General features: G+C 61.9%; 14 protein-coding genes. 10 read left to right on the top strand and 4 right to left on the bottom strand.

All coding sequences use genetic code 11. The annotated features are described in order from the left end of the window. Positions 1-152: 152 nt before the first annotated feature. The 9 genes from QQF40_RS07110 (at position 153) to QQF40_RS07150 (ending at position 7,298) form a co-directional block, all read left to right on the top strand. Positions 153-620, top strand: coding sequence for a Fur family transcriptional regulator (locus QQF40_RS07110; protein WP_043334236.1), 468 nt, complete (start codon positions 153-155; stop codon positions 618-620). A 59-nt stretch (positions 621-679) separates the two neighbouring features. Further along, positions 680-2,017: a dihydroorotase gene (locus tag QQF40_RS07115; RefSeq protein ID WP_107334788.1), complete on the top strand. Its 1,338-nt coding sequence runs from the start codon at positions 680-682 to the stop codon at positions 2,015-2,017. A 76-nt stretch (positions 2,018-2,093) separates the two neighbouring features. Continuing rightward, positions 2,094-3,296, top strand: coding sequence for a metal ABC transporter solute-binding protein, Zn/Mn family (locus QQF40_RS07120; RefSeq protein ID WP_285460834.1), 1,203 nt, complete (start codon positions 2,094-2,096; stop codon positions 3,294-3,296). A gap of 112 nt (positions 3,297-3,408) precedes the next feature. Beyond that, positions 3,409-4,239, top strand: a complete 831-nt coding sequence (locus tag QQF40_RS07125) for a metal ABC transporter ATP-binding protein (RefSeq protein WP_285460835.1) — start codon at positions 3,409-3,411, stop codon at positions 4,237-4,239. A 78-nt stretch (positions 4,240-4,317) separates the two neighbouring features. Continuing rightward, positions 4,318-5,142 (top strand): metal ABC transporter permease, encoded by an 825-nt coding sequence (locus QQF40_RS07130; protein ID WP_285460836.1) that lies wholly within the window; start codon positions 4,318-4,320, stop codon positions 5,140-5,142. Positions 5,143-5,237: 95 nt separating this feature from the next. Then, positions 5,238-5,684 (top strand): phosphoribosyl-AMP cyclohydrolase, encoded by a 447-nt coding sequence (gene hisI, locus QQF40_RS07135; RefSeq protein ID WP_285460837.1) that lies wholly within the window; start codon positions 5,238-5,240, stop codon positions 5,682-5,684. 37 nt (positions 5,685-5,721) lie between these two features. Next, entirely contained in the window at positions 5,722-6,003 is a 282-nt protein-coding gene (gene yidD / locus QQF40_RS07140; protein WP_285460838.1) for a membrane protein insertion efficiency factor YidD, read from the top strand. 162 nt (positions 6,004-6,165) lie between these two features. Then, entirely contained in the window at positions 6,166-6,567 is a 402-nt protein-coding gene (locus QQF40_RS07145) for an MbcA/ParS/Xre antitoxin family protein (RefSeq protein ID WP_176677103.1), read from the top strand. After that, the gene (locus QQF40_RS07150) at positions 6,564-7,298 is read left to right on the top strand and encodes an RES family NAD+ phosphorylase (protein WP_285460839.1); all 735 of its coding nucleotides are present in this window, start codon (positions 6,564-6,566) and stop codon (positions 7,296-7,298) included. The genes QQF40_RS07145 and QQF40_RS07150 overlap by 4 nt, the downstream gene beginning before the upstream one ends. 177 nt (positions 7,299-7,475) lie before the next feature. Here QQF40_RS07150 and QQF40_RS07155 read toward each other — a convergent pair whose 3' ends face one another. Together QQF40_RS07155 and QQF40_RS07160 are read right to left on the bottom strand one after the other, a co-directional pair. Further along, positions 7,476-7,907 (bottom strand): SufE family protein, encoded by a 432-nt coding sequence (locus tag QQF40_RS07155; RefSeq protein WP_054556665.1) that lies wholly within the window; start codon positions 7,905-7,907, stop codon positions 7,476-7,478. A 111-nt stretch (positions 7,908-8,018) separates the two neighbouring features. Then, positions 8,019-9,269, bottom strand: a complete 1,251-nt coding sequence (locus tag QQF40_RS07160) for a tyrosine-type recombinase/integrase (protein WP_285460840.1) — start codon at positions 9,267-9,269, stop codon at positions 8,019-8,021. Between the two features lie 508 nt (positions 9,270-9,777). Here QQF40_RS07160 and QQF40_RS07165 point away from each other — a divergent pair. Next, positions 9,778-10,743 carry a DNA-binding protein gene (locus QQF40_RS07165; RefSeq protein WP_285460841.1) on the top strand — a complete coding sequence of 322 codons (966 nt, stop codon included), beginning with the start codon at positions 9,778-9,780 and terminating at the stop codon, positions 10,741-10,743. A 229-nt stretch (positions 10,744-10,972) separates the two neighbouring features. Here QQF40_RS07165 and QQF40_RS07170 read toward each other — a convergent pair whose 3' ends face one another. Both QQF40_RS07170 and QQF40_RS07175 read right to left on the bottom strand, forming a co-directional pair. Then, positions 10,973-12,379, bottom strand: coding sequence for a PhoH family protein (locus QQF40_RS07170; RefSeq protein WP_043334244.1), 1,407 nt, complete (start codon positions 12,377-12,379; stop codon positions 10,973-10,975). Between the two features lie 341 nt (positions 12,380-12,720). Further along, complete coding sequence (locus QQF40_RS07175) at positions 12,721-15,303, bottom strand: TRAP transporter permease (protein WP_285460842.1); 2,583 nt, start codon at positions 15,301-15,303, stop codon at positions 12,721-12,723. Positions 15,304-15,336 lie beyond the last annotated feature (33 nt).

Consider the following 15,336-nt stretch of genomic DNA (forward strand, 5'->3'; position numbering starts at 1 on the left):
CTCAAGCAGCCCCGAAGCCTTTGCCGGTGGCCCGTCATGGCCCATTTGCCCTAGAATAAGCATCTGGTCATTCAGGCTGCGCGCTGACGCACTTGCCCTCATCGCGCTTGACGCCTTTTGACATCCGGGATTCACGACACTCAGGATTCTTCATGCCAGAGCCACTTTCGCTGATCGACCAGGCCGAACGTCAATGTCTGGCGCGCGGTGTGCGATTTACGCCGATTCGGCGACGTGTACTGGAAATGATCGCGACCAGTCATGGCGCACTCAAGGCGTATGACCTGCTGGATCAGCTCGCCAAGGAACATGGCGCTGCCCGCCCTCCCACGATCTATCGTGCACTGGACTTCCTGCTCGAACAGGGCCTCGTCCATCGCATCGAATCACTCAATGCCTACCTTGCCTGCCACTGCCCGGAACATCAGCACGGCTTTCAGCTGTTGATCTGCCGCGGCTGCGGTCGTGTCGAGGAAATGCATGATGACGATCTCGGCACCCGGCTTGTCGCCAGCGCCGATCGCCATGGTTTCTCGATCGAACGCCAGACCATCGAACTCGAGGGGCGTTGCCAGGATTGCACCTCTCAAGCAGCTGCCATGGCAGAAAACGCTCAGTGAACGGCGCTTGCGAGCGCTTTTGATACGATATAACATTTGCTTCCCACGGAGGACGTCACATGCTGGACATCCGCATCTCACAGGCGCAAGTCGTCAATGAAGGCACCATTTCCACTCAGGATGTGGGCATCAAGGACGGGCGTATACACGCCATCGGCAGCGACCTGTCTCACCTCGATGCACGTGAAGTGATTGATGCCGCCGGCCGCCATCTGCTGCCGGGCATGATCGATGATCAAGTGCACTTCCGTGAGCCGGGCCTGACCGCCAAGGGCAACATCGCCACCGAGTCTGCTGCTGCCGTGGCCGGAGGGATCACCACCTTCTTCGACATGCCCAACGTCAAGCCGGCGACCCTGGACAGCGATGCACTGGAAGCCAAGTTTGCCGTGGCGGCCGGTCGTGCCCATGCCAACCACGCCTTCTATCTGGGTGCCAGCAACGACAACCTGGAAGCGATCAAGACGCTGGATCCGAACCAGACCTGCGGCATCAAGATCTTCATGGGCGCCTCTACCGGCAACATGCTGGTCGATGATCCGGAGATTCTCGAAGGCATCTTCAAGCATGCCCCGACGCCCATCGTCACGCATTGCGAAGACACGCCGATGATTCTCGAGAACGAGGCGCGCTGGCGTGAGCGTTTCGGGGAAGACGTGCCCTTCTCCGAACACGGCCTGATCCGCTCGCGCGAAGCCTGTATCAAGAGCTCGCGTCTGGCGATCGACCTGGCGACCCGCAACGGTACCCAGCTGCATGTCCTGCACCTGACCACCGCCGAGGAAATGGCGCTGTTCAAGGCCGGCCCGATGAAGGGCAAGCAGATCACCGCCGAAGTCTGCGCGCACCACCTGTGGTTCAGCGACGCCGATTACGACACCCGTGGCAGCCTGATCAAGTGCAATCCGGCAGTGAAGACCGCTGAAGACCGCGCCGCCCTGCGCGCTGCCGTGATGGATGGCCGTATCGATATCATCGCCACCGATCACGCACCGCATACCTGGGAAGAGAAGCAGAACCCGTACTTCAAGGCGCCTTCCGGCCTGCCGCTGGTGCAGCATGCCCTGCTGTCACTGCTCGATCAGGTACAGGACGGCATCTATGACCTGGCGACCCTGGTGCAGAAGACCAGCCACAACGTGGCGGATCGCTTCTCCATCGTCGATCGCGGCTATATCCGTGAAGGGGCCTTCGCTGACCTCGTGCTGGTCGACCTCAATGGCGAGACCAGCGTCACGCGTGACAACGTGCTCTACAAGTGTGGCTGGAGCCCCTTCGATGGCGTGACCTTCAAGGCGCGTATCGATGCGACCTTCGTCAACGGCGTGAAAGCCTATGACGGCAAGACCGTCAATCCGGTGGCCAACGGCCAGCGACTCTCGTTCAACCGCGGCTGATGGCGGTCCTGGCGTGCCGGTTCTCGGCACGCCCTGCCCGCATCATGCCGTGATCACTAGCAAAGGAAGTGGTGTCATGAGTATGCATGCGGGCTCTCCCCTGGCGTCTCGCCAAGTGTTGTGTGAAAAGCTGCTGTCCCGGGTCCAGCGCACGCTGGGTCCGCGGGCTGCGCGTGCCCTGCCGCTGAGTGTGCTGGGCGCGCTTGCCGCCTTCGCGACGCCTGCCGCCCACGCCCAGGACAGCGCCTCTCTGCATGTGGCCGTCAGCGTGCCGCCCATCGCGTGGATGGTCGATCAGCTGGCCGGTGAGCATGTCGAGGTCATCACGCTGGTCAAGCCGGGCGACAGCCCGCACGCCTACGACCCGACCCCGCGCCAGGTGGCCGAGCTGTCGACGGTTCCGCTCTATCTCGCCATCGGTGTGCCCTTCGAGCAGGTGTGGTTGCCGCGCCTGGTGAAGAACAACGCCGAGATGCAGGTCGTGCACCTGGAAGAGGGTCTCAATACACGCCACTTCGGCAGTGGTGAGGCGCATGACCACGGTCATGATGAAGCTCATGAGCAAGAGCATGATGAGCATCACGACGCGCATCACGATGATGATCACACCGACGACCATGCCGACCATGATGGGCACGATGAGCATCACGACGAGCATGCGGATCATGAGGCCCACGGCGAGCACGAAGGTCACGAAGAACATCATGACGAGCACCACGATGAGCACGCTGATTACCAGGAGCATGGTGCCCAGCATGACGAGGATGAGGACCTCGGCGAAGCCGACCCCCACCTCTGGCTGGACCCGCAGCGCATGCAGACCGTGGTCGAGCGTGCCGCCGAGGTGCTCGAGGCACGCCTGCCACAGCATGCCAGCGAGATCGATGCCAATGAGCAGCGTCTGCTCAAGACCCTGAGCGAGCTGGATGCGCAGATCGCTCAGACGCTGGCGCCCTACAAGGGCCGCAACTTCCTGATCTTCCATCCCAGCTTTGGCTACTTCGCGGACCGCTACTCGCTCGAGCAGCATGCCATTGAGGTCAGTGGCCGTGAGCCCACGCCGCGCGAGATGGCCACGCTGATCACGCGTGCCAAGGATGAGAACATTGGCACCATCTTCGTCTCGGGGCAGTTCTCCCAGACGGCGGCCAAGCGGATCGCCAGCTCCCTGGAGGCCGAAGTGGCCGTGCTGGACCCGCTGGCAGAGGACTATCTCGACAACTTGAAGCACGCCACCGAAGCCTTGAAGGCGGGGTTCGAGTTGACTGACAGCCAGTAATTGCCGATCGGGTATTGCGCATGGCGTCTGATCTTGCACAATGCCCTGCCCCATCGAAAAGTCAGACGGGCGCTCATGCGCCCGTCTGCGTTGCAACGAGGTACCTTACGTCATGGTCAGCCCCATCTCCGTCGCGCCCCCGCGCACGGACAGCCATCCGGAGGCGTCAGCCACCGGGCGCAGTGTCGGACCGGTCTTTCGCCCGGTGCCGGCAGATGCACCGGATGCCATTGATATTCGCGGCGTGACCTTCCGGTATGGCGAGCAGCTTATTCTCGACGATGTCGACTTTCAGGTCGGCGCACGCGAGATAGTGGGACTGATCGGGCCCAACGGTGGTGGCAAGAGTACGCTGCTCAAGCTGATACTCGGTCTTCACAAACCGGCGGCTGGCTGCGTCCGCGTGCTGGGGCGCACGCCCCATGCCGCCGCGCGCCATATCGGCTATGTGCCGCAGTTTGCCAACTTCGTGAAGCGCTTTCCCATCCGTGTAGAGGATGTCGTGCTGATGGGGCGTCAGGGGCGTCGTCGTCAGTGGGGCCCCTGGCCACGAGCGGACCGTGAGGCGATCGGTGCAGTGCTTGAAGAAGTCGGAATCAGTCATCTGCGCCGTCGGCATATCGATGCCCTCTCCGGCGGCCAGCTGCAGCGTGTACTGATCGCCCGCGCCCTGGCGGCCGAGCCTCAGTTGCTGCTGCTTGATGAGCCCACCGCGAGTGTCGACAGCGACGGCGAGCGCTCTCTGTTCGAGCTGTTCAATCGCCTGGCCAACCGCATGAGCGTGGTGGTGATCAGTCACGATCTCGGCTTCATCAGCGACTACGTCGATCGAGTGGCTTGCCTCAACCGCAAGATGATCGTCCATGACACCGAGACGCTCACCGCTGAATCGATCGAGCGGCTCTATGGTGAAAACGTCCAGATGATCCATCACCATCACTGATGTCGCGGCCGGTGACTGTCCGTCTGGCCTGTTTCACTTCCTTCACGTCGCCCGCTCTGCGCTCTAGGCTTACATTACATGAATTTCATCACCGCCCTGGGCAGCCAGGATTTTCTCCAGAACGCCCTCTTCGCCGGCCTGCTGGCCAGTCTTGCGGCCGGTCTGGTCGGCCCCTATGTCGTGGTGCGCCGCATCGGCTATCTGGCCGGGGGTATCGCCCATACCGTGCTTGCCGGCATGGGGATCGCTTACTTCATTGGCGCAAGCCCGCTGGTCGGCGCCTTCATCAGCGCCATTCTCGCCGCCTTGCTGATCGGTTACATCAGCCTCAAGGGCTTTGACCAGGAAGACACCGTCATCGGCGCGCTGTGGGCCATCGGCATGGCCACCGGTATCCTGTTCATCAGCCAGACTCCGGGATACAAGGTCGACCTGATGAGCTACCTGTTCGGCAATCTGCTGCTGGTGCCCGCGGATGCCATCGGCACCCTCGCCTGGATGGTGGGAGGTCTAGCGCTGGTGCTGTTGCTGGTGCATCGCCCGCTGACAGCGGTGATCTTCGATGAAGAGTTCGCGCGTCTGCGGGGCGTCCCGGTCAAGACGCTCTACCTGTTGCTGCTGGTAATGGTGGCGATCACCGTCGTGCTGCTGCTGCAGGCGGTAGGGTTGATCATGGTGCTGGCCTTGCTGTCCTTGCCTGCCGCGCTTGCCGGCCATCATGCGCGCTCACTGGGCATGATGATCGTGATCGCGAGCCTGGCGGCCATGGCCTTCACCACCGGCGGGCTGGCGCTCTCCTGGCAGTTCGACCTGCCCGCCGGCGCGACCATCGTGCTGGTGGCCGGTGTCGCCTACCTGCTGTCGCTCATCTGGCGTAGCGCCCGTGGCGGGCTTCGTCGCTGATTCGCGGCTTGTGACACTGATACTGCGTGAGTCCCGGCCAGCGTGACATGACACTGCCGGGGCTTCGATATGGACTCTGCAAGGAAACACCCTCAATGGCTCAGGATGGACTGCTCAAGTCGCTGGAGAATGCCGACGTCGGCGAGAAGGTCGCGCTGGAGATGCTGATCGCCGCATTGCCCTGGAATGGCGACGGTCTGATTCCCGCCATCGCGCAACAGCACGACAGCGGCGAGATACTGATGATGGCGTGGATGAACGCCGAAGCCCTGCGCGAAACGCTCTCCACCGGTCGCGTGTGCTACTTCTCTCGCTCGCGCAGCAAGCTGTGGCGCAAGGGCGAGAGCTCGGGCCAACAGCAGAAGCTTGTCAGTACACATCTGGACTGTGATGGCGACACCCTGCTGGTCAAGGTCGATCAGACAGGCCCTGCCTGCCATACCGGTCGCAAGAGCTGTTTCTACTGGCGCCTGGATGCGGAAGGTGCCGAGATTACCGATGCACCGATCATTGATCCGAACACCCTGTATGGCAACGCCTGAACGTCGCCATTTCCTCAGGCGCGGCATGACGTCGGTCATGACGCGCCTGCTGACCGGCTTGCTGCGCGGCTATCAGCTGGTGCTCAGCCCACTGCTGGGGCCGCGCTGTCGCTTCTATCCCTCCTGCTCCAGTTATGGGCTGGAGGCCATCAAGGTGCACGGCCCCCTCAAGGGGTGCTGGCTCACGGCCAGGCGTCTGTCACGCTGCCACCCACTGGGCGGGCCGGGTGGCGTGGACCCCGTACCACCGCGCAAGGATCGCCCGTCATCTGCCAGCTGCTGTGACAAGCATGATCAGGACGACGCGCCCAGGCCCTGAGGGTGTATACCTTGTGAGTGACCGGGGTGAGTGACTGGGCCGCGTATTCTGCGGGCGGGTGAGACTTGCGGATACCTGTGCGCATGTGAAGTGTTTTTATGTTATTATTCACATATGTATGGCGTCAGCTGTGACGTCATCGTCAGTCAGCAGGAGAATGTCATGTCCACCGCAGCCGCCCTCGATCGTGTGTCTCCTACCAGCCCCGGTGCGGGCCGCGTTGCCCTCAAGTCCTTCTTCAACATCATGGAGAAGTGGCAGTGCAGCGCGGCGGATCAGCGCGTGCTGCTGGGGGGCATCGGCACCACCACCTACCACAAGTACCGCAAGCTGCCGGAAGTGCGCCTGCCCAACGACACCTTGGAGCGTATCTCCTACGTGATGGGGATCCACAAGGCTCTGCGCATCCTGTTCAGCAATACGCCCGAGATGGCCCATGAATGGGTGCGGCGCCCCAATCGTGCGGCGCCCTTCAATGGCCAGAGTGCGCTGGACTACATGCTGGCCGGGCAAGTGGTCTCGCTGGCCGACACTCGTCGTTATCTCGACGGAGTGCGTGGATGAGCGAATGGACGATCGAAGGCAAGCATGCCGATGACTCTGCTCTGCCCGCCTTGACGCTGCCGGACTGGCAGAACGCCTGGCGCGTGATCTCCAGCGCCTTCCCGCCCATTTCGGTATTCGAGGACATTCTCGAGCCTGATGAGCTGGAGATGGCGTTTGCCATCGAGGCGCTGACCAATGATCGTCTGCGCGAAGAAGCCGGCGAGCTGAGTCGCGTCGCGCCGCAAGACCGCATCAGCGGGCCGGGTTCCACGCCGGTGATGGCGGCCTTCACGCACATCGGGCGTGCCTCGCGCTTCACTGATGGCAGTTTCGGGGTCTATTATTGCGCCAGTACGCTGGATACCGCGATCAGTGAGACCCGCTTCCACATGGCGCGCTTTCTGGCAGATACCGCGCAGCCCAGTCAGGAAATGACCATGCGCAGTTACGTCAATCGCGTGACACAGCCACTGCATGACATTCGCGAGGGCCATGACGCTCTCTGTCAGCCAGATATGGCCAGCTACCCCGCTGGCCAGGCCTTTGCCGCCAGGTTGAGAGAAGCTGGCAGCTTTGGTCTGCTCTACCCCAGCGTGCGCCACGCTCAGGTGGATGCAAGTGCCGAGTGCGCTGCCATCCTGCGCCCGCCGGCGGTCAGCATCCCCATTCAGGGGCCGCACCTGCGCTACGTCTGGGATGGTCAGCATCAGGCCATGACGCATGTACTGGAGGTGCGCGAGCATCGCTGAGAGCACGAAGACGCCCTGCTGAACCGCCTGACAATACCCTGAGAAGTTCTTGAGAAAGAACCCAAAAAAGACGCCCGCCATTCCGCTCGAAATCTCGAGGCTGGAATGGCGGGCGTCTTGCGTTACTCGTGTCGGCCTGGTCCTGAAGTATCGGGCCTGGGCATCAGGCCTCAGGCCTCAGGCGTTGGCGTGAAGCTCGGCCACACCGTAGATGCGCTTGAGCATCGCATGCAGGCCGTTGGAGCGCGTCGGCGACAGGTGCTTGTCGAGGCCGAGCTCATTGAGGAAGGTCGGCTGGGTGGCGACGATTTCCTGCGGAGTCCGGTCGTTGTAGATGCGCAACACCACGGCGATCAGGCCTGCCACGATGGCGGCGTCCGAAGTCGCCTGGAAATGCAGGCGCTGCTCGCTGCCTTCGCCACGCACTTCGGGGTGAATCCAGACGTTGGACTGGCAGCCGTCGATCTTGGTCTCAGGGCCTTTCAATGCCTCCGGATACTCCGGCAGCGCCTTGCCCATGTCGATGATGTACTGATAGCGGTCCATCCAGTTGTCGAAGAAGCTGAATTCCTCGACCAGTTCCGCCTGCGCTTGTTGCGCGTCGCTCATGCTGACTCCCGATGATGTCACTGCAAAGTGTCTGAAGATACGCTGTCGCCATGATAACGCCTGACCTCGCCGGACGCACGACGCCTCGGGCCTGAGCGTGTGTGACAGCGCTCATGGGTCGTATTCTGGTGCCTCAGGCGGATGGCCTGGCCTCGCCAGCGAATGTCTGGCCATCTGTTGCTGCCACTCGCTGTCCTCGGCGTGCAGATAGCGTGATGTCGTATCCAGTCGCGAGTGTCTGGCGGAGCGCGACAGAAAGCGCAGTTCCACCCCGGCCTGGGCCTGATGGGTGATCGCGGTGTGGCGTAGCCAGTGAGGGCTTGCCTGGTCGAGGGTGCGCGCCATCAGCTCACTGGCATCGCCGGGGCTCTGGATTCGCTGGCGCATGTCATGCGCAGCCTGGGTAAAAGTCTGCTTGATCAAGCGGTAGAGCTGATTGTCGCCGAGCGGCGTCGTGCCATCCAGGCGTACCAGCAGCGGCAGCAACTCATCGGCGGGCAGTGCCTGCGGCAGATCACTGAGCCCGCGCAGGCGTCGCCAGCGAACCAGCGCTTCGAGCATCGGCGGCGGCAGCGGGATCTCGGCCAGCTTGGCGCCCTTGCCGATCACCCGCCACCACCACTGGCCTTCTCGCTTGACGATATCGCCCATCCTTGCGGCGGCCATTTCCGCGATGCGTGGCGCCATTAAATACGCGAATGCGAACAGAAAGCGCTGGCGCTCGGCCATGAAGCGCTCGCGGGACACCTCGTCCTCAGGTGAAGCGCCGGTCGGTGTGAGCTCATCGCAATGCGCTTCGATACGCCCCCACAACCAGTCCCATAGCGGGCGCTCGAGATAGCGTTCGATGCGCAGCGTGCGGTTGTCCATGCGACGCTTGTCGCGCATCAGACGAAAGGGATTGCGTGACAGGTAGCCGGCCTCGATCAGCCAGGCATACATGCCCTGCAGGATCACCAAGCTCTGACGGCGGCTGGCGGGGGCCAGCGGGCCACGAAAGGGACGCCACTGCGGGTGCCTGCGGGCACGTACGCTGCCGATCCAGACCTCTGCTGGTTGAGGATCAGCCAGAAACGCCTCGAAGTGCTCGAGTCGTTCGCGATCCAGACTGGCCAGGGTGGCTTCTCTGCCCTGCTCTCCCTCAGCCTTGAGCCATAGCAGCAGGCGCTCCGCCTCCTTGCGATAGGCACGCAGCGTCTGAGCGCTGTGACGATACTCGTTGAGCCAAGCGGCCACAGCCTCGACATCGGTGCGGGCGCGAATCAGTGAGCGATCATCAGTGGTCGTCAGCTGGGCATGCCGCTGCACTCTGGATAGCTCGCCCTCGAGATGCCCGACCAGCGCCGTGATGCCGTCATGCATGCTTTTTTCCACCGATCAACTCCCCTTGCAGCATCTTGGCTGTATATTGCCCGTCTGGCGCGTCATGTCAGGCGTGCGCCGCTCCTGTGGCGCCCCTGTGGCGCCCCTGCCCTTCTCTTGTCTGCCCCTTCCTGCTCTGTACTTCCCTGTTCTGACCAAGCTTGCCCTGTCCTCGGGGCTGATTGTGACGTTATGGTCATCATAATTCAAGATAAGGCGCGTAATCATGAATTTATAAATCTGCTCGTATCGTAAATTACGTATTACGCAATATGTAATTATCTTTATCTTGTCAGAAAATATCGTTAAGATGGGCGCCAGGCTGACGACAGAAGAAGGCGAGCGTCATCTATGGTGACGCTCTTTCAGATTACGCGGCTCATCCGCTGCCTTTACGTTATGAGAGTGCTTGCTGGAGAGTGGTAGTTGGCCGCGCTTCGTGGCGTAATGGCGGTCAAGCAGCAACGACTGACGACGTATCAATGACAGACTACGGACGGAGATTCCCATGGCGCGCACTGGCGTCCAGTACGAGGATGTACAACGAGCCATCGAGTCACTGATGGCGCGGGGCGAAGCCCCGAGCGTGCAGAAGATTCGTGAAGTGCTGGGGACCGGCAGCTTCACCACCATCAGCGATCATCTGCGTGACTGGCGACAGCGGCGCGCCGAGAAGCGTGATGAGCCGCTGAGCCAGGCGATGCCCGACAGTCTCACCGAGACTCTGGCCACGGTCTGGAAGGAGGCGCAGTCACTGGCCAATGAAAGTCTGGTGCACTATCGCCAGGAAGCGGACAAGCAGACCGTCGAGGCGCGTGAAGCCGAAGCGCAGGCACAGCGCCGCGCGGAAGATGCCGAACAGCGACTCAGCGCCCTGTCCGAGCAATTGGCCCAGGTGCAGGCGCGACTTGAAGAGCGCGTGCAGGCCCTGGCGACATTGACCAATGAGCAGGAACATTGGCAGCAGCTGCAGGACAAGCTCGAAAAGCGTCTGGCCCTGGCCCAGGAAGACATCGCGGCCATGGAACGCACGCGCGAAGTGGACCATGGGCGCCATCAACAGGCGATTCAGGCGCAGGAAAGCGAGTGGAAGGAACGCCTTGCGCAGGAAGAGGCGCGTCATGAGGCCAGTGAAACGCGCCTGATGAAGATGCTGGATGATGCGCGCCTTGAGAAGAGCGAGCTCGACAAGCAGCATCGACGCCGCCAGGAGCAGCTCGAGAAGCGCGTCGAGCGTCTCGATGCCCAGGCGGCCGAGCAACGCAAGCAGCTGCAGGAAGAAGAGCGTCGCCGCTTTGAAGAGACATCGGCTCGCCAGCAGCGCGAGACGGAGCTCAAGGACATGCGTGCGCAGCTGGAGCACTCCTCTGCTGAATACTCACGCCTGGAGGCCCAGCTCGGGCAGCTGACACATGAGAACAAGCTGCTCAAGGAACGCCTGGCCTTTGCGCCCTTGCCGCCCTTCGTATGCTGAAAGCCTTGTCGAGTGATTGCCACGCACTTGTGGCGTGATTACCGTGGCTGACTTGACGCAATGCACACGAAAACGCCGCCCAGATGGGCGGCGTTTTCTGTCAGTGCTGTCGTGGTCTCATTCTCGTGATAACACTTCTTGATGCCGAGCCTGTAATGTCAGAGTCGTCAGTGTCGTGATGACGACACCATCGTGTGGCTAACAGGTTGTCGAAAGTGTGACGAACCACTCACAACAGCTCTTCCGCGACCAGCGCCAGACGTGAGCGCTCGACGCACTTGAGTGTCACGTGACTGGCATGCGGCCATGAGCTGAAGCGCTGCACTGCCACCGCAAGGCCACAGGTGTTGGCGGTCAGATAAGGTGTGTCTATCTGGCCCACGTTGCCCAACAGTACCACCTTGGTGTTGGCGCCCGCCCGTGTCAGCAGGCCCTTGAGCTGCTTGGGTGTCAGGTTCTGGGCTTCATCGATGATCAGGAAGGTGTCGCTAAGCGTGCGGCCACGCATGAAGGACGGTGAGCGAATCTGGACACGATTGCCGATCCAGGCGCGCGTGGCCTCCTCGTTCCAGGCGCTGGTGCCTTCACCCTCCTTGCGCAGCAGGTTGTCCATATTGTCGTGGAAGGCCCCCATCCACGGTGACATCTTCTCTTCTTCGGTACCAGGCAGAAAGCCGATCTCTTCGCCCATCGCGATCGGTGCGCGGGTGAAGATGATGCGCTCGAAACGCTTCTTCTCCAGCGTCTGCTCGAATGCGGCAGCCAGCGTCATGTAGGTCTTGCCGGTGCCTGCACTGCCCGCGATCGACACCATGTCGACGCTGTCGTCCATCAGCAGATTGAGGGCGAAGTTCTGGCGACTGTCATGGGCATTCACCCCCCAGGCGCTGCGCTCGTTGCGATAGTTCTGCAGTACTTCCAGGCGTGCATAGTCGTGCTCCAGCTCGCGCACGATGGCCTCGAAGCTGGCGCCATCATCCCCATCGCAATCCGCGATCAGCATGCCCGGGTACCAGTCCTTGGGCATCTGACCTGACAGCTCATAGAAGGTGCGATGATGCTCGCGCGTGACGGTGACATCGACCTGCATGTCATCCCAGACGCCCTGGCCGTCGTGGCCGGCCTCATGGAAGAGCTTGACGCCCTCGATCATGGCGTCGCTGTCGGTGAAGGCGCGATCCGTCAGATAGTCTTCCACCGCCATGCCCAGGGCGGCGGCCTTGATGCGCAGGTTGATGTCCTTGGTCACCAGGATGACCGAGGCGTCCTGACAGCGTGCGGACAGGCTGCGAGTCTCGGCGAGTATGCGATTGTCGGCACAGGCGTCGCTCTGATCGACATGGCCGGAGAGGAAGTGAAGGTTGCCCGCGCCATTCATGGAAGGCGGGAGCGGAATTCCACGCAGGATTTCCTGAGGTGTGACATCCGCGGTGAGATCGGACAGCGTACGGCTGATCTGGCGGGCGGTATGGGCAATCTCCTTGTTGCCATTCTTGTGCTTGTCCAGCTCCTCCAGCACTGTCATCGGAATGACGACATCATGCTCGTCAAACTGGAACAGGGCTGAGGGGTCGTGGATCAGCACGTTGGTATCGAGGACGTACAGACGACGGGACTGCTTCTCGACTCTTACCATTGGCGACATGCCTTCCGTTGGAGTGTGCCCCTTGAAGCTAGCATGATGAATATGTCGATCGTGTTGCAAAAACGCGTTCAGATTTCACGCTAGCCTTGCAGACAGGTCACGCAAGGCAGGCGCATACTGTGGCTCCCTCATGAAATGCCCTCTTGCCTGGTGCCTGACAGCAGCATGCTGAGCAGCGCCAACCTGTAGCAGAGAGAGCCAGCCGCGCCGCAGGCATGAAAAAGCCGCCCACCGAGAATCTCGGGGGCGGCTTTTGTTTATCCCCTCACGGCATCCGTCGTGAGGGGTGATTCTCTCAAGCGCTATCTTGTCGCTCGGATAGCCCTTCGTCGTCAGGCAGCGGCGGGTTGCTGGCGACGTCGACGTACCTGCAGGAAGCCGATAAGCCACAGCAATGCCAGTGCCGGCAGCATGGCGATTTCCTTCGGCGGACGCTCAGCTTTCTGCTGGATGCCATCGATGGTGAAGTCGAAATCGATGCCGGCCTGCTGTGCCACGCTGCCGTACTCGATCATGCTGACCAGCACCTGCTCGTCGCTGATATCCAGCGTCAGGCCGACATCGGTCAGGCGGGCTTCGCCACTCTCGGCGTCAGAAACCGGCAGCAACACGGTCTTGGAGACCTCGTCGCCATCCAGGTTGATGCCCGAGACGTGAATCGGCAGCTTGCTGTCCACCGGCGCTTCGGCGATCAGCGTCTCGATCTGCTGGGGCGCGGCCATGGTGGTCGGCGGATAGATCATGTCCCACCAGTAACCCGGACGGAACAGCGTGAAGGTGATCAGCAGCAGACCGATGGTCTCGTACCAGCGCGTACGCGTCAGCCAGTAGCCTTGCGTCGCCGCCGCGAAGACCAGCATCGCCGCGACGGCCGAGGCCACCGTGATCGCCAGGTGCCAGTAGCTGTCGATGTTCATCAGCAACAGGTTGGTATTGAAGATGAACATGAACGGCAGGATCGCGGTGCGGATATCGTAGGTGAAACCCTGGATACCGGTCTTGATCGGGTCTGCCTTGGCGATCGCGGCCGCCGCGAAGGCGGCTAGCCCCACCGGTGGCGTGTCATCGGCCAATATCCCGAAGTAGAACACGAACAGGTGCACGGCGATCAGTGGCACGATCAGGCCGTTTTCGGCGCCCAGATTGACGATGACCGGCGCCATCAGCGTCGAGACGACGATGTAGTTGGCTGTCGTCGGCAGGCCCATGCCCAGGATCAGGCTGATCACGGCGGTGAAGAGCAGGATCAGCATCAGATTGCCGGCCGAGATGAACTCGACGAAGGCGGTCATCTTGAGGCCCAGACCGGTCAGGGTCACGGTGCCCACGACGATACCTGCCGCCGCGGTGGCCACGCCGATACCGATCATGTTCTTGGCGCCGATCACCAGGCCATGGAAGAGGTCTTCGCCACCGCGTTGCGCGGCGCCACCGACATTGCCTTCCTTGCGGAAGATGGCCACCAGCGGACGCTGGGTCACGGTGATGAAGATCATGAACAACACGGCCCAGAAGGCCGACAGCCCCGGTGACATGCGTTCAACGGTCAGGCACCACACCAGTACCACGACCGGCAGCAGGAAGTAGAGACCGACCTTGACGGTCGGGCCGACCGGCGGCAGTACATCGATATCGCCTTCCCCAAGTTCCGGGAAGCGTGCCGAATAGGCGATCAGTGCCACATAGGAGGCCAGCAGCAGCGGCAGCACGATCCAGACCGCGCCATCACCCGCCAGGGTCTTGATCCAGCCGATGCCGTAGTAGACGACCAGCGTGAGTATCCCCATGCCGATGAAAACGGTCAGGAAGGTCAGCAAGGTCGCGATCATGCTGGTCTTCTGGGTGCGCTTGAGGCCTTCCATGCCGGCCTTGCACGCTTCCAGGTGCACGATGTAGATCAGGGCGATGTAGGAGATCAATGCCGGCAGCAAGGCATGCTTGATGACGTCAAGGTAAGGAATGCCGACGTATTCGACCATCAGGAAGGCCGCGGCGCCCATGATCGGCGGCGTCAGCTGGCCATTGGTGGACGCGGCCACTTCCACGGCGCCCGCCTTGGTGGCCGGGAAGCCGACCTTCTTCATCAGCGGGATGGTGAAGGTGCCGGTGGTGACGACGTTGGCGATGGAGGAGCCGGAGATGATGCCGGACAAGCCAGAGGCGACGACGGCGGCCTTGGCCGGCCCGCCACGCATGTGGCCGAGCATGGAGAAGGCCATGCGGATGAAATAGTTGCCGGCGCCTGCGCGCTCAAGCAAGGCACCGAACAGCACGAACAGGAATACGAAGTCGGTGGAAACGCCGAGCGCGACCCCGAATACCCCTTCCGTGGTCAGCCACTGGTGGCCGAGCAGCTTGTTGAGGCTGGCCCCGGCATGCGCGATGACGTCGGGCATGTAGGCGCCGAACAGGCTGTAGAGCAGAAAGACGCTGGCGACGACCGCCAGTGGCGGCCCGAGTGCGCGCCGCGTGGCTTCCAACAGCAGGACCAGGCCGATCCCCGAGAACACCAGGTCCACGGTGGTATAGGCGCCAGCGCGACGTGCCAGTTCATCACTGAAGATCAGCACATAGGCGACACCCGCCACGGCGAAGATCGCCAGGGCCCAGTCATAGAGAGGAATACGATTGGCCGGTGCACCCTTGTAGGCCGGATACGCCACGAAGGCCAGCGAGATGGCAAAGCAGAGATGCACGGCGCGCGCGGTGTCGGAATTGAGCAGTGACAGCGGCGAGGCGTGGTAAAGCTGAAACAACGACCATGCCAGTGGAATCAGCCACATGAAGTGGCGGCCCACGAAGCCTACGGGATGACGGCCGCCGGTTTCCGACTCCAGCATCTCGAGGACTTCAGCATCATGATGCGTCTCGGCGTCTGGCGCCTGAGACGTTGCTGCAGTTTGGGTTTTGGTCATTTTTGTGATCCGGTACGCGAGTCAGGCGATGGC

Origin of the sequence: Cobetia sp. LC6, from assembly GCF_030264805.1 — a bacterium.
Taxonomy (GTDB): Bacteria; Pseudomonadota; Gammaproteobacteria; order Pseudomonadales; family Halomonadaceae; genus Cobetia.